Source organism: Paracoccus sp. TOH, assembly GCF_030388245.1.
GTDB classification, from domain to species: domain Bacteria; phylum Pseudomonadota; class Alphaproteobacteria; order Rhodobacterales; family Rhodobacteraceae; genus Paracoccus; species Paracoccus simplex.
This window is the reverse complement of record NZ_CP098360.1, coordinates 769,138-788,696: the sequence shown is the minus strand read 5'-3', so window position 1 is coordinate 788,696 and position 19,559 is coordinate 769,138. Positions and strand designations below refer to the sequence as shown.

Genomic DNA, 19,559 nt, shown 5'->3' with positions numbered 1-19,559 from the left:
CAAATCTTGTGGATAACCGCCGAAAGCCCGCCATATCTGGGGTTTGTGTTGACTCGGGCGCCCCGATGGCGAAGAATCCGGGGGATTTGAACGAGCTTCGTGGACCCCTCGCATTGCGTTTCGACCGCCTGCGCCTCAATGGTTTCAAGAGCTTCGTGGACCCGACCGATCTGGTCATCCACGAGGGGCTGACCGGCGTCGTCGGTCCGAACGGCTGCGGCAAGTCGAACCTGCTGGAGGCGCTGCGCTGGGTCATGGGCGAAAACCGCCCCACCGCCATGCGCGGCGACGGCATGGAGGACGTGATCTTTGCCGGCACCGCCCGGCGTTCCGCCCGCGCCCATGCCGAGGTCACGCTGACCATCGACAACAAGGACCGGCTGGCCCCCGCCGGGCTGAACGATGCCGACGCGCTGGACATCACCCGCCGCATCACCCGCGACGCCGGTTCGGCCTATCGCATCAACGGCAAAGAGGTGCGGGCGCGCGACGTGCAGATGCTGTTCGCGGATGCCTCGACCGGGGCGCATTCGCCGGCGCTGGTGCGGCAGGGGCAGATTTCCGAACTGATCAACGCCAAGCCGAAAGCGCGTCGGCGGGTGCTGGAGGAGGCGGCGGGAATCTCCGGCCTCTACCAGCGGCGGCATGAGGCCGAGCTGAAGCTGAACGCGGCCGAGGCGAATCTGACCCGCGTCGACGACACGCTGGACCAGCTCTCCACCCAGGCCGCCAGCCTGGCCCGGCAGGCCCGCGCCGCCGCGCGCTATCGCGAGATCGGCGCCGCGCTGCGCCGGGCCGAGGGCGTGCTGCTGTATCGCCGCTGGGCCGAGGCCGATCAGGCCAAGGCCGTCGCCGCCGAGGCGCTGCGCGAGGCGATCCGCGCCGCCACCGATGCCGAGGCCGCGGCCCGCCGCGCCATCGCCGCCCGCGAGGAGGCCGAGGCGAAGCTGCCGCCGCTGCGCGAGGAGGAGCAGGTCGCAAGCGCCATCCTGTCCCGCGTCACCGTCGAGCGCGAGGCGCTGGACGAGGCCGAGGCCCGCGCCGCCCAGGCGATCCAGGCGTTGCTGGCGCGCATCGCCCAGCTCGACCGCGACATCGAGCGGGAATCGGCGCTGAACCGCGATGCCGGCGAGGTGATCGCGCGGCTGGAATGGGAAAAGCGCGAGCTGGACAAGGCCGGGCAGGGCCACGAGGAGCGGCTGGAGACCGCCGGCACCGCCGCCGAGGAAGCCGCCGAGGCGCTGCGCGAGGTCGAGGCCAAGCTGGCCGAGCTGACCGACGAATCCGCCCGCCTTGCCGCCCGCCACCAATCCGCCGAACGGCTGGTCCACGACCTGCGGCAGATGCAGGACCGCGCCACCCGCGCCGCCGCCGAGGCCGAGGCCGCCGCCGCCCGCGCCAGCGAGGCCGGCACCGAGGCCGCGAGCGCCCGCGAGGTCGCCGAGACGGCGCAGGACGAGGCCCGCGAGCGGGTCGAGCAGACCGAGGAGGCGCTGGCCGCGGCCGAGGAAGCCCGCGCGGCGCTGGAAGCCGAGGAATCCGCCGCCCGCTCGGCCCGGGCCGAGGCCGAGGGCGAGGTTTCGGCGCTGAGCGCGGAAATGACCGCGCTGAAGCGGCTGGTGGAACGCGGCCAGAGCGGCGGCTCGATCCTGGATCTGGTGCGCGTGGCGCGCGGCTATGAGACCGCCTTCGGCGCGGCGCTGGGCGACGATCTGGCTGTCGGGCTGGCCGTCGGGCTGGCCGAGGATGGCTCGGGCTGGCACCGGCTGCCGGCCTACGGCTCGCCGCAGCCGCTGCCGGAAGGGTCCGAGCCGCTGGCACCGCATGTCGAGGCCCCCGAGGCGCTGGCCCGCCGGCTGTCGCAGGTCGGGCTGGTCGCGGATGCGGAAATGGGTGCGGCGATGCAGGCGCGGCTCGCCCCCGGCCAGCGGCTGGTCACGCGGGACGGCGACCTGTTCCGCTGGGACGGGATGCGGGTGCTGGCGGGCGAGGCGGCGTCCTCGGCCGCGCTGCATCTGCAAAAGGTCAATCAGCTGGCCGAGCTGACCGAGCAGGCCGAGATGGCGCAGGCCCGCGCCGAGGATGCGCAGGCCGCGCATCAGGCGCTGCGCGACCGCCACCTGGCCGCCACCGAAGCCGAGAAGCGCGCCCGCGATGCCAGGCGCGAGGCCGAGCGCGGGCTGTCGGATGCCGTGCGCGCCGTGACCCGCGCCGAATCCGAGCTGTCCATGGCGCAGAGCCGCGCCGAATCGGCCCGCGCCGAGCTGGCCCGGCATCGCGAGGATGCGCTGGACGCCCGTACCCGACTGGCCGAGGCCGAGCGGGCACTGGCCGGGCTGCCCGACCGCGGCGCCGCGGCAACGGCACTGGACCATGCCCGCATGGGCGTCGAGGCGGCGCGCATCGCCACCCTGACCCGGCGCGGCGCGCTGGACGAACTGCGGCGCGAGGCGAATGCGCGGCTGAAGCGCCTGCAGGAGATCGCCAAGGAGGAATCCGGCTGGCGGCTGCGGCTGGATCAGGCCGGCACTCGTGCTGCCGAACTGGCCGCCCGCCGCGACGGATCCGCCGCCGATCTGGAGCAGGCCGAGGCCCAGCCCGAGATCCTGGCCGAGCGCCGCGAGGTGCTGACCGAGGCCGAGGCCCAGGCGGCCGCCCGGCTGGCCCGCGCCCGCGAGGCGCTGTCCGCCGCCGATCAGGCGCTGCGCCAGACCGCCGCGGCCGAGCGCGAGGCCGAGCGCGCCGCCTCTGACGCGCGCGAGACCCGCGCCGCCCGCGAGGCCCGCGGCGAAGCCTCCACCGAGGCCGAATCCGCGGCCCGCCTGCGCATCCACGAGGAGCTTGAGGCCACGCCCGAGGCGCTGCTGGAGGCGCTGGGCGAGGTCGAGGAGATCGCCGCCGAGGCGCTGGAGGAGCAGATCGCCCGGCTGCGCCACGGCCGCGACGCGCTGGGGGCGGTCAACCTGCGCGCCGACGAGGACAAGCGCGAGCTGGAGACCGAGCGCGACCGGCTGGCCAGCGAAAAAGAAGACCTGACCGAGGCGATCCGCAAGCTGCGCCAGGGCATCGGCAGCCTGAACCGCGAGGGCCGCGAGCGGCTGCTGGCCGCCTTCGACACGGTGAACGCCAATTTCACCACGCTGTTCACGCATCTGTTCGGCGGCGGCGAGGCGCGGCTGGTGCTGGTCGAATCCGACGATCCGCTTGAGGCCGGGCTGGAGATCATGTGCCAGCCGCCGGGGAAAAAGCTCTCGACGCTCAGCCTGTTGTCGGGGGGCGAGCAGACGCTGACGGCGCTGGCGCTGATCTTCGCGGTCTTCCTGGCCAACCCGGCGCCGATCTGCGTGCTGGACGAGGTGGACGCGCCCCTGGACGACGCCAATGTCACCCGTTTCTGCGACCTGCTGGACGAGATGACGCGGCGCACCGACACCCGCTTTCTTGTGATCACCCACCATGCCGTCACCATGGCGCGCATGGACCGGCTGTTCGGCGTCACCATGGTCGAGCAGGGCGTGAGCCAATTGGTCAGCGTCGACCTGAAACGCGCGGAGGCTCTGGTGGCCTGACGCGCAAAGCGGTAATCAGCGCGCGATTCCGTGACGGAGAAGATGATGCGAACCCTGGTTCCCCTGGTATTGGCGGCGCTGATCCAGGCGCCCGCCGCGCAGGCGCAGGTCGTCGGCGACCCCGAGGTGATCCGCCTGATGATGATGGATTTCGGTTTGCCGGCCGAGCCCAGCACCGATGCCGCGGGCGATCCGCTGATCGACAGCCGCATCGACGGCACGCATTTCTCGGTCTATTTCTACCAATGCGAGAAGACCTGCGCCTCGATCCAGTTCTCGGCCGGCTTCGACCTGGACGCGCCGATGACCACCGAGCAGGTCAACCAGTGGAACCGCGACAAGCGCTTCGGCAAGGTCTATCTGGACGAGACCGGCGACCCCTTCGTCGAGATGGATATCGGGCTTGCCGGCGAGGGCATCGGACGCAAGAATTTCGAGGATGCGCTGGACACCTGGCGCATCGTGCTGAGCGATTTCCGCGAATTCATCGACTGGTAGGAGGATGCGATGACCATCGAGACGAAACTGGCAGAGCTGGAGATCACGCTGCCCGACGCGCCGGCGCCGGCGGCGAATTACGTGCCCTATGTGATCTCGGGCAACCTGCTGTTCGTTTCCGGCCAGATCAGCGCGCTGAAGGGCAAGCTGGGTGCCGATCTTGCCGTCGAGGACGGCGCCGAGGCGGCGCGCGGCTGCGGCCTGGCGCTGCTGGCGCAGGCGCGGGCGGCGCTGGGATCGCTTGACCGGGTGAAGCGGGTGGTGAAGCTGGGCGGTTTCGTCAATTCGACCGCCGAATTCACCGACCAGCCCGAGGTGGTCAACGGCTGTTCGAACCTGATGGTCGAGGTGTTCGGCGACAAGGGTCGCCATGCCCGCGCCGCCGTCTCGGCCCCGGCCCTGCCGCGCGGCGTCGCGGTCGAGATCGAGGCGGTGTTCGAGATCGAATGATGGCGCTGCATCCGGATTTCCTGCGCCTGCCCATCGCCCATCGCGGGCTGCACGGGCCGGGCGTGCCGGAAAACAGCATGGCGGCATTCCGCGCCGCCATCGCCGCCGGCTACGGCATCGAATGCGACATCCAGCGCGCCGCGGACGGCACGGCGCTGGTGTTTCACGACGACGACCTGCCGCGCCTGACCGGGGCCGAGGGGCTGGTCAGCGCGCTGGGCATCGACGCGCTCTCGATGCTGCGCATCATGGGCACGGAGGAGCAGATCCCGACGCTCGGCGAACTCTTGGACGAGGTCGCGGGCCGGGTGCCGCTGCTGATCGAGATCAAGGACCAGAGCCTGCGTTCCTCGGCCGAGGTGGGCGACCTGCAGGACGGCGTGGCGCGGCTGCTTTCCGGCTATGACGGTCCGGTGGCGGTGATGTCCTTCAACCCGCACAGCGTCGCGGCCTTCCATGCTGCGGCGCCGGGGGTGACGGTGGGGCTGACCACCTGCGGCTATCAGGCCGGGGATTGGCCGATGCTGGACGAACCCGCCCGCGCGCATCTGGCGGCGATCGCGGATTTCGACCGCGTCGGCGCCGCCTTCGTCTCGCATGACCGCAAGGATCTGCGGAACCCGGCGGTGGCGGCGCTGAAGGCGCGCGGCGTGCCGGTGCTGTGCTGGACGGTGCGCTCGCCCGCCGAGGAGGCCGAGGCCCGGCGCGTGGCCGACAATATCACCTTCGAGCATTACCTGCCCGCAACGCCCTGACGCCCCGCTTGCCGCCGCCCGCTGACAAAGCCGGGCGGCGTGCCTATGTTTCGCTGCATGAGCGAACTGACCGTTTCCGTCCTGCCCGCGATTTCCGGCATCGACGCCGCCCTTTGGGACGGCTGCGGGGCCGGGGACAATCCCTTCACCACGCATCGCTTCCTGTCGGCGCTGGAGGCCTCCGGCTCGGTCGGCGAGGGCACGGGCTGGCATCCCAGCCATCTGGTGGCGCGGCTGGACGGGCAGGTGGCGGGGGTCGCGCCCTGCTATCTCAAGACCCACAGCCAGGGCGAATACATCTTCGACCATGCCTGGGCGCAGGCCTATGAGCGGGCGGGCGGGCGCTATTACCCCAAGCTGCAATGCGCGGTGCCCTTTACCCCGGCCAGCGGGCCGCGGCTGATCGCCGCCGAGCCGCAGGTGCAGGCGGCGCTGTTGCAGGCCATGGCGCAGGTGGCGCGGCAATCGGGCCTGTCGGGCGCCCATGTCACCTTCTGCACCGAGGCCGAGGCGCGGCTGGGCGAGGCGGCGGGCTTCCTGCCCCGCGCCAGCGAGCAGTTCCACTGGCTGAACCGCGGCTATGGCAGTTTCGAGGATTTCCTGGCCCAGTTGTCCGCGCGCAAACGCAAGGCGATCCGCAAGGAGCGCGAGCGCGCCCAGGCCTTTGGCGGTTCCATCCGCAGCCTGACCGGCGACCAGATCCGGCCCGCGCATTGGGACGCCTTCTGGACCTTCTACCAGGACACCGGCGGGCGCAAATGGGGCCGGCCCTACCTGACCCGCGCCTTCTTCGACATCCTGCACCAGACCATGCGCGACGATTGCCTGCTGGTCCTGGCCGAGCGCGACGGCCGCCCCGTCGCCGGGGCGCTGAACCTGATCGGCCGCGAGGCGCTTTACGGCCGCTATTGGGGCTGCACCGAAGACCACCCCTTCCTGCATTTCGAGCTGTGCTATCACCGCGCCATCGACTGGGCCATCGCCCAAGGCATCCCGCGCGTCGAGGCCGGCGCGCAGGGCGAACACAAGCTGGCCCGCGGCTACCTGCCCACCCAGACCCATTCGCTGCATTGGGTGCGCGACGAGGGCTTCCACCGGGCGATCGCCGATTACCTGGAGCGCGAGCGCGCCGCGGTGGGCGAGGAACTGGCGCTGCTGGCCGAGATGGGGCCGTTCCGCCGCGGCGCGCTCTCGCCCTGAAGCGGCCCGGTCAGGGCCCGCGCCCGGTCTCAGGGCCGCTTGATCAGCCGGAAGGCGGCCGAGGAGCCCCAGCCGGCGGCCACGGCGATGGCCAGCGACATGATGCCGTAAAGAAAGGGCTGGTCCAGCGCCAGGCGATAGAGCCAGCGCTCCAGCCCGACCTTGCGCACCTCGATGGGGGCGCGGAAGCTGTCGATGATCTCGCCGTTCCGCATCAGGAAGATGCGGGTGCTGTAGAAGCCCTCGATCAGGTTGGCGGGCAGGCGCACATCGGCGCGGAACAGCGTCTGCTCGGCCAGCAGCACCGCGCCGTCATCCTGGCGGTAAAGCTCGGATTCCTGGCGCAGGCGCACGAAGGCCTCGGTATAGGGCACCACGTCGGCCACCTCGCTCTTGCCGGCAAAGGCGCGCATGGCCAGCGGGATCGAGATGCGGAAGCGCTGGTCCAGCTCGGGCTTCAGGATCTTGTCCAGCGGCCGGGTGGTGGCGACGACATAGAAAGTCGGGGCCGAGCCGATGCTGACCCGGCCGGTATTCACCCAGATGCCCAGCCGGCGTTCCTTGTGACGCACGGTGACGGCGCGGGCCGGGCCTTCGACCGCGACGATCACGTCCAGCGGCTCGCCGGGTGGGATCGGCTTCTCGCGCTTGATGGCGCCGTAGATGATGATCTCGGAACCGTCGAAGCTGGTGGTGATGTCCACGTCGTCGCGCGACAGGCCGGCGACGATCTGCTCGGCCGGCGGCGGGGTCGGCGTGTGCGGCGGCGGCGGGCGGGTTTGGGCCTCTGCCGGCAGGCCCGGCATCAGCAGGATCGGAAGCAGCAGGATGGGCAGCAACATCCACCGGCGCCGGGTCATTTCAGCACCCCCGGCGTGATCGAATAAAGGTCGTCGGGCCGCAGGAACAGGTCCAGCGCCAGCTTGCCGCAGACCGCCAGCACCAGAAGCGCCAGCAGGATGCGCAGCTGCTCGGCCCGCAGCCGTGCGCCCAGATGCGTGCCGATCTGCGCCCCGGTGACGCCGCCGACGATCAGCAGCACCGCCAGCATCACGTCCACCGTGTTCGACGAGACGGCATGCATCAGCGTGGTATAGGCCGACAGGAAGGTGATCTGGAACAGCGAGGTGCCGATGACCACCTTGGTCGGCATGCCGAGCAGGTAGATCATCGCCGGCACCATGATGAAGCCGCCGCCGACGCCCATGATCGCGCCCAGCACCCCCACCGCCGCCCCGACCAGCAGCACCGGGATGGCGCTGATGTAAAGCCCCGAGGCGCGGAACTTCATCTTCATCGGCCATTTGTGCACCCAGCCGTGCTGGTGGCGGCGCATCGGCTTGATTGGGCCGCTGCGGTGATGGCGGCGCAGCGCCCGCAGGCTCTCCTGCAGCATCATCGCGCCGATCAGGCCCAGGAAGACGACATAGCAAAGCTGCACCACCAGATCGACCTGGCCCAGCCGCGACAGCAGGTTGAACAGCAGCACCCCCGCCGACGAGCCGACGAGGCCGCCGGCCAGCAGCACCCAGCCCATGCGGAAGTCGACGGTCTTGCGCTTGACATGCGCCAGCACGCCCGACACCGACGAGGCCACGACCTGGTTCGCGCCGGTGGCCACGGCGATGGCGGGCGGAATGCCGATGAAGAACAGCAGCGGCGTGATCAGGAAGCCGCCGCCGACGCCGAACAGGCCCGACATCAGGCCGACGATGCCGCCGAGCCCGACCAGGGTGAAACCATTGACCACCACCTCGGCGATCGGAAGATAGATCTGCATGTCCTGCCCGGCCTTCTGCCTGATCCGATCCTGCCCCGGCCGGCGCCGCGCGTCAAACGCTGCGATGCCGCCTCCAGCGGGTTGTCGCAGGGCCGTGGCGCGGATAAGCATTGTGTCACGGGCGGATAACCGGCGATGATGCGGGCGGCATGGGGCCGCCGGCCTCGGGCCGCACAGGGACGAACATGCGCATTCTGATCACCAATGACGACGGCATCAACGCGCCGGGCCTCGAAACGCTCGAGGCGATCGCGGCCGAGGTCGCGGGCCCGGAGGGCGAGGTCTGGACCGTCGCCCCGGCCTTCGAGCAATCGGGCGTCGCGCATTGCATCAGCTACGTCCACCCGACGCTGATCGCCGAGCTGGGGCCGCGCCGCTTCGCCGCCGAGGGCACGCCGGCCGATTGCGTGCTGGCCGCCATCGCCGACGTGATGCGGGACAATCCGCCCGACCTGGTGCTGTCGGGCGTGAACCGCGGCAACAATTCGGGCGAGAACGTGATGTATTCCGGCACCGTCGGCGGCGCCATGGAGGCGGCGCTGCAGGGCCTGCCGGCCATCGCCCTGTCGCAATACATGGGCAGCCGCACCGCCGTGCTGGACGATCCGTTCCAGGCGGCGCGCGCGCATGGACCGCGGCTAATCCGGCAGTTGCTGGAATATGGCGACTGGACCTCGGACGAGGATTTCCGGCTGTTCTACAACCTGAACTTCCCGCCCTGCGACGCCGGTTCGGTCAAGGGCACGCGCGTCGCCCCCCAGGGCCGCCGCCAGGGCGTGCGCTTCGAGGTCGAGCCCTATCACGCGCCGAACGGCCGGCGGTTCCTGTGGGTGCTGGGCGGCTCGCAGACGGCGCAGGCCACGCCAGAGAGTGACGTGGACGCGAATATGCGCGACTATATCTCGCTGACGCCGATGCGGCCGGACCTGACCTGTCACAAGACCCTGGCCGAACTGCGCGGCGTGCTGGAGGAGGGCTGAACCTGGGCATGAGCGACGATCCCGAGACTGCCGAACGCAAGATGCGCTTCCTGTTCGCGCTGCGGCAGCGCGGGGTCACCGATCCGCGCGTGCTCGAGGCGATGGAGCGCATCGACCGCGGCGAATTCGTCCGCGGCCATTTCGAGGACCGCGCCTATGACGACACGCCGCTGCCCATTCCCTGCGGCCAGACCATCAGCCAGCCCTCGGTCGTGGGGCTGATGACCCAGGCGCTGGAGGTCGGGCCGCGCGACAAGGTGCTGGAGATCGGCACCGGCTCGGGCTACCAGGCGGCGATCCTGTCGCTGCTCTGCCGGCGGGTCTATACCATCGACCGCCACCGCCGGCTGGTGGCCGAGGCCGAGGCGCTGTTTCGCGACCTGGGCCTGACCAACATCACCGCCCTGGTCGCCGACGGCTCGCGCGGGCTGCCCGAACAGGCGCCCTTCGATCGCATCATGGTGACGGCGGCGGCCGAGGATCCGCCGGGCCCGCTCTTGGCGCAGCTGAAGATCGGCGGTATCATGGTGGTGCCGGTCGGGCAGTCGGACGCAGTGCAGACGCTGATCCGCGTGCGGCGCGGCGAAAACGGCTATGATTACGACGAATTGCGGCAGGTGCGCTTCGTGCCGCTGGTCGAGGGGTTGGGACAGACATGACCCCCGGCCGTCCAGAGTGAGGAACGGGCAGATGATCAAGATCAGGCAGTTGGCCTTGACCGCCGGCGCTGCGGCGATTCTGGCGTCCTGCGGACCGCAGGGCGGCCTCGATTTCAGCAATTTCGACCCCGACCTGCGCGGCTGGGGCGGCGGCGGGCTGGACACGGCCGGGGCGGCGGCGCGCGCCGCACCGCGCCCGGTGCCGGACCAGCGCGGCGTCATCTCCTATCCCGGCTACCAGGTCGCCATCGCCCGGCAGGGCGATACGGTCGCCACCATCGCCGCCCGGCTGGGCCTGAATGCCGGCGAGCTGGCAAGCTACAACGCCATCAACGCCAACACCGTGCTGAATCCCGGCGCGGTCGTCGCCCTGCCGCGCCGGGTGGCGGCCGGTGCCCCGGCCGGGACGGCGCCCATCACCTCCTCGACCGGACAGGTCAGCGATCCCTTCGCCGGCCAGGGCATCAAGCAGCCGAACCTGCCGCCGGCCGCTGGCGCTGCCGGTGCGGTGACGGCCAAGACCCTGCCGGCCTCGAGCCAGCCCCGGCAGCATGTCGTCGCCGCCGGCGAGACCGCCTGGTCCATCGCCCGCAAGTACAATGTCTCGGTCAACGACCTGGCGCAGTGGAACGGGCTGTCTTCCGGCATGACCCTGCGCACCGGCCAGAGGCTGCTGATCCCCGTCGCCGGCCAGACACGCTCGGCAACCGCCGTCGTTACCGCGCCCGGCGCCGGCAGCCCGACGCCACGCCCGCCCTCCTCGGCCGAGCCGCTGCCGAAGGAGCAGACGAAGCCGGCCAGCAGCCCGGTGGACAAGCCCGCCAGCCCGGACCTGGGCAAGACCCGCACCGCCGCCTCGGGCAACGGCCGGTTCCGGATGCCGGCCAGCGGCGCCATCATCCGCACCTATCAGAAGGGCAAGAACGACGGCATCGACATCTCGGCCGCCGCCGGCAGCCCGGTCGCCGCGGCCGGCTCGGGCACCGTTGCCGCGATCACCCGCGACACGGACGGGGTGCCGATCATCGTCGTGCGGCACGACGGCAACCTGATGACGGTCTATGCCGGCCTTGAGAATGTGGCGGTCAGCAAGGGCCAGTCGGTCAGCGCCGGCACGGCCCTGGGCAAGGTGCGCAGCCAGGGCGTGGTGCATTTCGAGGTCCGCAACGGTTTCGACAGCGTCGATCCCGAGAAATACCTGAACTGACGCCCGGCCCGGCCGGTGGCGGCCTTGCGCGGGCCGTTCCGCCGCAGGCCGGCAGGCCGCAGGGGCCGCAATCCTTGCCGTCGGAGGGTGTGGAGGCGGCCGCCGTCAGTCCTGTTCGCACATCTGCCGCAGCGCCAGCTCGATCTCGTGGCGGATCATCTGCTGCAGGTTGCGGCTCAGGCGGGTGCCGATCTCGCCCTGAAGTTCCTGGCGGATGGCTTCGCGGATCATGCCGCGCAGATGCGTGCCCTTCTGGGCACCCTTTTCCTGCGGGGCGAACAGATGCGGCTCGGTCTCGCGGCTGAGGGCCTCGGCGGCGGCATGAGCCTCGGCCAGGGGATTGATCGGGGTCACGGAAGCATTCGCATGCAGCATGGTTTCCTCCATTTGCGCGTTCGTGGGGGCGGGCTCTTGCAGGAAGGGCCCGAAGGGCTGGATCTGGATCGGCGCAAGATCGGCGCCGGGGTCGGGGTCGGGAGTGGTGCCGCCAGGTTGGGCCGGGGCCGAATCGGCCTGGCCGTCCAGCGGCATGATCAGCCAGTCGCCGAACGGGTGCGGCGCCGGCTCTGCCGGGACCGCGGGCGCGGGCGGCGCAAGTGCCTCGGGATGCGGGCCGGCTTGCACCGGCGCATCGACGAGATCGCTGCTGTCAAGGATCAGGGGGGTGTTCTGCGGCGGCGCCCGGCGTGCCGTCAGCACCGGTTCGATCCGCGGCGATTCCCGCACCGGCAGCGCGTTCAGCGTCTGGTCGGGGATGCGGCAGCCGCCGTCATCCTGCGCGATCAGCCGGCGGATCGAGGCCAGAACATCGCCGACATTCTCCGTGGGCGGAGGGGGCGGATGGCGCATCATGTCATGCTGCATGACGCGCCCCCGGGTTCGGGGCGGGGTCAGTCCCTGCCGATCGCGCGCAACACGCGGTCGAGGCTTTCGCCCTGCCTGCTGGTATAGGGTGCGTCCTGCACCGCATTGTAATAGGCCGATGGGTCATAGGTCGGTATCCCCAGTTTCAGGTTTTCCACCGTCAACAAACCCATAGCAGCCAGAAGTTGATAATGTGCTAACTGCAGATTGGCCTCTGCAGAGATTTTGTCGGCCCGCGCCTCCAGCAGCGATTGTTCGGCATCAAGCACGTCCAGCGTGGTGCGCGCGCCCAGCGTCGCTTCCTCGCGCACGCCTTCATAGGCCTGCTGCGCGGCGACGATCTGCTCGTCGATGGCGCGGATCTGGGCCCGGGCCACGTCGATTCCCGCCCAGGCCTTGCCGACCGCCTCGTCGACCTGGCGCGACACGTCCAGAAGCCCGGCGCGGGCCTGATCGCGCTGCGCCATGGCCTTGCGATGCGCGGCGGGCAGCCGGCCGCCGGAATAGATCGTCTGCGACAGGCTCAGCGACAGGCCGCTGCTGTCCACCGTTTGCGCGTCGCCGGAAAGCGAATTGACCGAAAGCTCGCGCGAACGGCCGATGCTGGCCTGGCCGGTCAGGGTCGGATTGCGCTCGGCCGCGGCGGCGGCGACGCCCAGTTCGGCCGCGGCGGCCAGGCGTTGCGCCCTGTGGATGGCCGGATGGCTGCGCTGGCCGATCTGCCGCGCGGCCTCGAGCGAGGCGGGCAGCTTGGGCGTCGCCGGCGGCGGCGACAGCGTGCCGGGCGCCTGGCCGGTGGCGGCGCGATAGGTCTCGCGCGCCACTTCCAGATTGCCCTGCGCGGCGGCCAGGCTGGCGCGGGCGGCCGCCAGGGCGGCATCGGCCTGCGACACGTCGGTCTGGGTGATCTCGCCGACCTCGAAACGATCCGAGGCGGCCTGCTGCTCCTGCCCGATCACCCGCACGGAATTGGCCTGCAGATCGACCTGTTCGGTGGCGCTGCGCACTTCCAGATAGGCCTGGACCGCGGTCAGCAGCACGTCCTGTTCGACCCCGACCAGGGCGGCGCGGGTGGCCAGCACGGTTTCCTTGGCGGCGTCGATGGCGATGGCGTTGCGGCCCCAGTCGTAAAGCGTGATCTGCGCCTGCAGCCCGATGCTGGTCGAGCGGCCGATGCGGTCTTCGATCTTCTGGAAACTGTGTTCGGCCACCCATTGGATCACCGGGCGCAGCTGGGCCAGCGCCGTCGCCGCATCCTCGTCCGCGGCGCGCAGCACGGCGCGGTTCTGGTCGAGCAGCGCCGAATGGCGATAGGCGGCCACCATGGCATCGGCCAGCGTCTCGGCCCCGGCCGGAAGGGCCGTCGCACCCGCGAGCAGCGCCGCGATCAGCGGTCGCCGCAGTGTTCTCAGCGTATTGCGAAACATCCCTTGGCCTTTCCTGTCGGAATTCACAAGACGAAGCCCCTTTGCCGCGCGAATCCCGGCAGCACCGGGGCAGCGGCATTGAAGGCGAAGCGCCAGTTGACCCGCCCGTCCAGCTTGTGGCCCAGACGCACGGTGCCGAGATTGTCCTCGCGGAACAGGGCGACGATGCGGCCGCCCTCGCGCAGCTGGTCGATCAGGGCCTGCGGCACCTCCTCGACGGCGCCCTCGATCAGGATGGCGTCATAGGGGGCCTGGCCGGGGCAGCCCTCGGCCAGCGCGGCCTTGACCACGGCGACGCTGAAGACGTCCTGCGCCGCCAGCCGGCTCTCGGCCTCGGCGGCCATGCCGGCATCCTCCTCGACCGCGACCACCGCTTCGGCGATGCGGGCGATGACGGCGGCCGTGTAGCCGTAGCCGCAGCCCACATCCAGCACCAGGTCGCCGCCCTGCAGGTTCAGCACGTCCAGCATCTTGCCCAGCGTCCGCGGCTCAAGCAGCACGCGGCCGGGCGCGATGGCGACGTTGTTGCCCACATAAGCGACGTCGCGGCGGGCATCGGGGACGAACTGCTCGCGCGGGACGGACAGCATCGCCTCGATCACGGGATAGCTGGTCACTTCGTTCGGACGGACCTGAGTGTCGACCATCATGGTGCGTCGCTGCGCGAAATCGGTCATTCTGCGAACCCTGCTCTCGGTTGGCTACGGGAACCTCTTGCCATGAAAATCCGGAGTGAGCAACGGCGCCCGACGCCATGGACGCGAGGATGTGGCCGCAGGCCGCAGAAGGGGACGGGCCGCGCCGGGCCGGGCGGCCAAGCGCCGGAACCCGGCCGGGCGGTCATTCGACCGAGATCCCCGCTGCTCCGGCTTCCGCCCGGCCGATGACGGCGGCCAGGGGGAAGCCGGCGGCGCGGATCAGGTCCAGCACCTCGGCCGCCGCCTCGGGCGCGCAGGCGACCAGAAGCCCGCCCGAGGTCTGCGGGTCGGTCAGCAGCGCCCGCCGCCAGTCGGGCAGGCCGACGGGCAGCGCCACCTCGGCACCGTAGGCGGCCCAGTTGCGGGTCGAGGCGCCGGTGGCAAAGCCGGCCTCGGCCAGCTCGGCCGCGCGCGACAAGAGCGGCAGGTCCGCCAGCCGCAGCCGCAGCCGCAGCCCGGCGCCCCGGGCGATCTCCAGGCCGTGGCCCAGGATGCCGAAGCCGGTGACGTCGGTCAGGGCATGAACATCGGCCCGCTTGGCCAGATCGATGCCGACCTTGTTCAGCGTGGTGGCCGAGGCGACCATCTCGTCGATGCCGGCCCGGTCCAGCGCGCCCTTCTTGATGGCGGCGGAATAGATGCCGACGCCCAGACCCTTGGTCAGGATCAGCGCGTCGCCCGGCCGCGCATCGGCGTTGCGGCGCAGTTCGGACGGGTGGCAAAGGCCGATCACCGCCAGGCCGTAGATCGGCTCGGGCGCGTCGATGGAATGGCCGCCGGCGACGGGAATGCCGGCCTGATGGCAGATCTCGCGCCCGCCCTCGAGGATCTCGCGGATCTGCGCCGGGGCGAGCTTGTCGATGGGCATGCCCAGGATCGCCAGCGCCATGATCGGCCGGCCGCCCATGGCGTAGATGTCGGAAATCGCATTGGTCGCGGCGATGCGGCCGAAGGCGCGCGGATCGTCCACCATCGGCATGAAGAAATCGGTGGTGGCGATGACGCAGGTGTTCGCGTCCACCTGGTAGACGGCGGCGTCGTCCGAGGTCTCGGTCCCGACCAGAAGCTGCGGGAACGCCGCCGCCAGCGGCTCGCCCGCCAGCAATTCGCGCAGCACCGAGGGCGCCAGCTTGCAGCCGCAGCCGCCGCCATGCGCCAGCGAGGTCAGTCTGGGGTGGTCATTCATCTTCGGGCCCTTCCATCGGTCAGTCGGCGCACGGTAACGTAGAAGGCCGGCACCATGAAGATGCCAAGGAAGGTCGCGGCGATCATGCCGCCCATCACCCCGATGCCGATGGAATTCTGCGCCCCGGCCCCGGCCCCGGTGGCGATGGCCAGGGGCAGCACGCCCAGGATGAAGGCCAGCGAGGTCATCAGGATCGGCCGCAGCCGCAGCCGGGCGGCAAGGGTCGCGGCCTCGACCGTCGACCGTCCGGACTGTTCCAGGTCGCGGGCGAATTCCACGATCAGGATAGCGTTCTTGGCGGCCAGGCCGATGGTGGTCAGGATGCCGACCTTGAAATAGACGTCATTGGCCTGGCCGAAGGTCAGCGCCGCCGCCACCGCGCCCAGCACCCCCACCGGCACCGCCAGCATGACCGAGAAAGGGATCGACCAGCTTTCGTAAAGCGCGGCCAGCGACAGGAACACCACCAGCGCCGACAGCGCGAAAAGCCAGGGCGCCTGGTTGCCCGACTGCCGCTCCTGATAGGACAGCCCGGTCCAGGCGGTGCCGTAGCCGCCCGGCAGCTGCGCCACCAGCTCCTCCATCGCCGTCATCGCCTCGCCCGAGCTGGCATTCTCGCCGGGCTGGCCCTCGATCTGGATGGCGTCGATGCCGTCCATGCGCGACAGGCTGGGCTCCACCGGCTCCCAGCGGGTGGTCATGAAGGCGTTGAACGGCACCATTTCGCCATCGGAATTGCGCGCATACCAGCTGTCGACATCCTCGGGCTGCATGCGATTGGCGGCGGCGGCCTGCACGACCACCGGGCGCAGCTGCGCGCCCAGGGCGAAGTCGTTCACCTCGGTCCCGGCGAAGATCGTCGACAGCATGGCGTTCACGCCGGACAGGCTGACGCCCAGGCTTTCCGCCTTCTGCTGGTCGATGTCGATCTTCAGCGCCGCCTCGTCCTCGGATCCGCCGCTTTCCACGTTTTGCAGCCGGGCGTCCTGCGGGGCGGCGCGTTCCAGCGCATCGGCGGCCTCGGTCAGCGCCTCGACCCCGCCGCCGGTCTGGTCGAGCAGATACATGCTGAAGCCTGCCGAATTGCCCAGCCGCGGGATGGCGGGCGGCTGCATGAAGGTGATCCGCCCCGCCCGGTGGCCCTGGAAACGCGCATTGGCGCGCGAGGCGACGGCACTGGCCGAAAGCCGCGGGTCCTGGCGCTGGTCGAAATCGCGCAGTTTCACGAAGACCATGGCCCGGCTTTGCGAATTGCCCGAAAAGCCGAAGCCCATGGCGACGAAGACCGATTCGACCGCGTCCTTTTCCTCGGTCAGCATGTAGTCCTCGATCTCCTGCACCACGGCGGCGGTCTGCTGCGCGGTCGAGCCCTCGGTCAGCGAGATGCGCGATTGCAGCACGCCCTGGTCCTCGCTGGGGATGAAGGTGGTGTGCATGCGCCCGAACAGTTCGGTGGCGCCGAAGCCGATCGCCGCCAGCAGCAGCATGACCAGCAGCGGCCGGCGCAGGGTCCGCCGCACGCTGGCGGAATAGCCCGCGGTCAGGCGCTCGAACCCGGCATTGAACCAGCGGGCGGGGGCAAAGCGCACCGGGCCGTGGCTTTGGCGCAGCAGGCTGGCGCACATCGCCGGGGTCAGGATCAGCGCCACCAGCAGCGACAGCACCATGGCGGTGATGATGGTGACCGAGAACTGCCGGTAGATCACCCCGGTCGAACCGGGCATGAAGCCCATCGGCACGAAGACCGCCGACAGCACCAGCGCGATGCCGATCAGCGCGCCGCTGATCTGGCCCATGCTCTTTTCCGTCGCCCCGACCGGGTCGAGCCCTTCCTCTGCCATGATGCGCTCGACGTTCTCGACCACGACGATGGCGTCGTCGACCAGCAGGCCGATGGCCAGCACCATGGCGAACATGGTCAGGGTGTTCACCGAATATCCCAGCGCCGCCAGCATGGCGAAGGTGCCCAGCAGCACCACGGGAATGGCGATGATCGGGATCAGCGTCGCGCGCCAGTTCTGCAGGAACAGCAGGATCACCAGGAAGACCAGGGCGATGGCCTCGATCAGCGTGTGATAGACCTTCTCGATCGACAGCTCGACGAAGGGCGCGGTGTCATAGGCGATATGCACCTCGACGCCCTCGGGCAGGGCGTTCTTCAGCCCGTCCAGGGTCTCGCGCACGGCATTCGCGGTCTCGACCGCATTGGCGCCGGTGGCCAGGTTCACCGCGAAGCCCGAGGCGTTCATGCCGTTGAAGCGCGAATCGCGGCCATAGCGGGTCTGGCCGATCTCGACCTCGGCCACGTCGCCCAGCCGCACCGCGGCCCCGTCCTCGCCGGTCTTCAGCAGGATGTTGCGGAAGTCGTCCACCGAGGTCAGCTGGCTCTGCGCGGTGATGGTGGCGGTGAACTGCTGGCCCTGCACCACCGGCTGCTCGCCCAGGCTGCCGACCGAAACGGTGCTGTTCTGCTGCGCCACGGCGGTGGTGATGTCGGTGGGGGTCAGCTGAAACTGCGCCAGCCGCAGCGGGTCCATCCAGACCCGCATCGCATAGCCCGAGCCGAAGACATTGACCCCGCCGACGCCCTCGGTGCGCTTGACCGGGCCTTCCACCACCTGTTCCAGCAGGTTGCCCAGCTCGATGGTGGAATGCTGCCCGGTGGTCGAGACCAGCGAGCCCACCATCAGGATCGAGGACGAGGTGCGCGTGACCGAAACCCCGTCGTTCTGCACCGGGCTCGGCAGCCGGCTCTCGACCGAGCGGACCTTGGACTGCACCTCGTTCAGCGCATCGACCGGATCGGCGCTGTCGTCGAAGGTCAGCTCGATCGAACTGCGCCCGGTCGCAGAAAAGGAGACGGTGTAGAGCAGCCCGTCGAGCCCGGTCAGCGCATCCTCGATCGGTGTGGTGACCGAGTTCTGCACCGCCCGCGCCGTCGCCCCGGAATAGCTGGCGGTGATGCGGATCGTGGTGGGGGCGATGTCGGGATATTGCGACACCGGCAACCCGATCAGCGACCAGCCGCCGATCAGCATGGTCACGATGGCCAGCACCCAGGCGAAGACCGGGCGGTGAATGAAGAATTGCGCCATGGATCAGCCCTGTCCGCCGGCCGGGATCTCGCGCACCACGCCCTCGGCGTCGATGGCGACGGGAACGGCGGTGACCTCGGCGCCGGCGCGCAGGTCCTGCAGCCCGTCCAGGATCAGCTGCTCGCCCGGGCTGATGCCCTGGGTGACGATCCAGCTGTTGCGATAGCTGCCCTGTTCGCTCAGCGTGACCTGCTGGGCCTTGCCCTCGCGGGCCACGAAGGCGGTCAGCGTGCCGTCCGAGGCCCGCCGGGTGGCGCGCTGCGGCACCAGCACCGCCCGGGTGGTGCCCATGGTCAGCTCGACGCGCAGGAACTGGCCGGGCAGGATCATCCGGTCGGGATTGTCGAATTGCAGCCGGATCGGCACCGTGCCGGTGGTCGGCGACACGAAGATGCCGGGGCTGACGATGCGGCCGCTGCCGCGATATTCCTCGCCGGTTTCCAGGATCAGCCGGGCCTGCATCTCGCCATTGGTGACCAGCATCCCGGCATTGACGCGTTCGCGGTTGCGCAGCATCCGGGCGCTGGATTCGGACACGTCGACATAGATCGGGTCCAGCTGGGTGATGGTGGTCAGCACCTCGGACTGGCTGGCGGTGACCAGATCGCCGACCGAGATCGCGGCCACGTCCGGCACCCCGTCGATGGGGCTGGTGATCTCGGTGCGCTGCAGCGACAGCCGCGCCGCATCCCGCGCGGCCTCCGCGGATTTCAGGTCGGCCTCGGCCTGTTTCAAGGCCACCTCGGCATTGGCGCGGTCCACGGCCGAGACGCCCGAGCCCTCCAGCCGCCGGTAGCGGGTGACGGTGTTCTGCGCCTGGGTCAGGCTGGCCTCGGCCCCGGCCACGGCGGCCTCGGCGGCGGCTAGCGCCGCGGCCAGCGTCTCGGGGTCCAGCCGGAACAGCACATCGCCGGCCTTGACCGGCCGGCCGGGATCATAGGGGATCTCCAGCACCTCGCCGCCGACCTGCGGCCGGATGCCGGTCTGCTGATAGGCGATGGCGCGGCCGGGCAGGGTGACGGCATAGGGCACGTCCTCCTCGGCGGCGGTCATCACCCCGACCTCGGTCGGGCCCGGGGCGCCGCGGCCCCCGGGCCGGCCCTGCGCCGCGGCCTGCCCCCAGGGCTGCGCCGCCAGAAGCAGCGCCAGCGCCGCGCATCTCAAAATCCCCTGCCCGGAGGTCATCTGCCG

At 70.4% G+C, this 19,559-nt stretch carries 16 protein-coding genes; 8 read left to right on the top strand and 8 right to left on the bottom strand.

The genetic code is table 11. The features are described from left to right. Positions 1-113: 113 nt before the first annotated feature. Genes smc through NBE95_RS03780 form a run of 5 tightly spaced genes read left to right on the top strand, consistent with a single transcriptional unit; the run spans position 114 to position 6,472 of the window. Positions 114-3,569, top strand: coding sequence for a chromosome segregation protein SMC (gene smc / locus NBE95_RS03800; RefSeq protein WP_289894550.1), 3,456 nt, complete (start codon positions 114-116; stop codon positions 3,567-3,569). A 45-nt stretch (positions 3,570-3,614) separates the two neighbouring features. Then, positions 3,615-4,067, top strand: a complete 453-nt coding sequence (locus NBE95_RS03795; RefSeq protein ID WP_289894549.1) for a YbjN domain-containing protein — start codon at positions 3,615-3,617, stop codon at positions 4,065-4,067. Positions 4,068-4,076: 9 nt separating this feature from the next. Next, positions 4,077-4,517 carry a RidA family protein gene (locus NBE95_RS03790; RefSeq protein ID WP_289894548.1) on the top strand — a complete coding sequence of 147 codons (441 nt, stop codon included), beginning with the start codon at positions 4,077-4,079 and terminating at the stop codon, positions 4,515-4,517. Beyond that, on the top strand, positions 4,517-5,272 hold the full coding sequence (locus NBE95_RS03785; RefSeq protein WP_289894547.1) for a glycerophosphodiester phosphodiesterase family protein: 756 nt from the start codon (positions 4,517-4,519) through the stop codon (positions 5,270-5,272). Before NBE95_RS03790 ends, NBE95_RS03785 begins: the two co-directional genes overlap by 1 nt. Positions 5,273-5,329: 57 nt before the next feature. Continuing rightward, positions 5,330-6,472, top strand: coding sequence for a GNAT family N-acetyltransferase (locus NBE95_RS03780; protein WP_289894546.1), 1,143 nt, complete (start codon positions 5,330-5,332; stop codon positions 6,470-6,472). A gap of 29 nt (positions 6,473-6,501) precedes the next feature. Here the strand turns inward: NBE95_RS03780 and NBE95_RS03775 are convergent, their stop codons facing one another. Together NBE95_RS03775 and NBE95_RS03770 are read right to left on the bottom strand one after the other, a co-directional pair. Continuing rightward, a complete protein-coding gene (locus NBE95_RS03775) occupies positions 6,502-7,314 on the bottom strand; it encodes a TIGR02186 family protein (protein ID WP_289894545.1) in 813 nt (270 codons plus the stop codon). A 14-nt stretch (positions 7,315-7,328) separates the two neighbouring features. After that, positions 7,329-8,252, bottom strand: coding sequence for a sulfite exporter TauE/SafE family protein (locus NBE95_RS03770; RefSeq protein WP_289894544.1), 924 nt, complete (start codon positions 8,250-8,252; stop codon positions 7,329-7,331). Positions 8,253-8,437: 185 nt separating this feature from the next. Here NBE95_RS03770 and surE point away from each other — a divergent pair, with 185 nt between their 5' ends. The 3 genes from surE to NBE95_RS03755 are packed head-to-tail and all read left to right on the top strand — an operon-like array spanning position 8,438 to position 11,098. After that, positions 8,438-9,232 carry a 5'/3'-nucleotidase SurE gene (gene surE, locus NBE95_RS03765; protein ID WP_289894543.1) on the top strand — a complete coding sequence of 265 codons (795 nt, stop codon included), beginning with the start codon at positions 8,438-8,440 and terminating at the stop codon, positions 9,230-9,232. A gap of 8 nt (positions 9,233-9,240) precedes the next feature. After that, positions 9,241-9,891, top strand: coding sequence for a protein-L-isoaspartate(D-aspartate) O-methyltransferase (locus NBE95_RS03760; protein ID WP_199261933.1), 651 nt, complete (start codon positions 9,241-9,243; stop codon positions 9,889-9,891). A 31-nt stretch (positions 9,892-9,922) separates the two neighbouring features. Then, a complete protein-coding gene (locus tag NBE95_RS03755; protein WP_289894542.1) occupies positions 9,923-11,098 on the top strand; it encodes a LysM peptidoglycan-binding domain-containing protein in 1,176 nt (391 codons plus the stop codon). Positions 11,099-11,203: 105 nt separating this feature from the next. Here NBE95_RS03755 and NBE95_RS03750 read toward each other — a convergent pair whose 3' ends face one another. From NBE95_RS03750 to NBE95_RS03725, 6 genes are all read right to left on the bottom strand, one after another. Then, complete coding sequence (locus NBE95_RS03750; protein WP_289894541.1) at positions 11,204-11,962, bottom strand: hypothetical protein; 759 nt, start codon at positions 11,960-11,962, stop codon at positions 11,204-11,206. A 26-nt stretch (positions 11,963-11,988) separates the two neighbouring features. Then, complete coding sequence (locus NBE95_RS03745; RefSeq protein WP_289894540.1) at positions 11,989-13,389, bottom strand: TolC family outer membrane protein; 1,401 nt, start codon at positions 13,387-13,389, stop codon at positions 11,989-11,991. 23 nt (positions 13,390-13,412) lie between these two features. Next, complete coding sequence (locus NBE95_RS03740) at positions 13,413-14,066, bottom strand: protein-L-isoaspartate O-methyltransferase (RefSeq protein ID WP_289894539.1); 654 nt, start codon at positions 14,064-14,066, stop codon at positions 13,413-13,415. A 163-nt stretch (positions 14,067-14,229) separates the two neighbouring features. Beyond that, on the bottom strand, positions 14,230-15,273 hold the full coding sequence (gene selD / locus NBE95_RS03735; RefSeq protein ID WP_289894538.1) for a selenide, water dikinase SelD: 1,044 nt from the start codon (positions 15,271-15,273) through the stop codon (positions 14,230-14,232). Continuing rightward, complete coding sequence (locus NBE95_RS03730; RefSeq protein ID WP_289894537.1) at positions 15,270-18,368, bottom strand: efflux RND transporter permease subunit; 3,099 nt, start codon at positions 18,366-18,368, stop codon at positions 15,270-15,272. The genes selD and NBE95_RS03730 overlap by 4 nt, the downstream gene beginning before the upstream one ends. Before the next feature lie 3 nt (positions 18,369-18,371). Beyond that, entirely contained in the window at positions 18,372-19,553 is a 1,182-nt protein-coding gene (locus NBE95_RS03725; protein WP_289894536.1) for an efflux RND transporter periplasmic adaptor subunit, read from the bottom strand. Positions 19,554-19,559 lie beyond the last annotated feature (6 nt).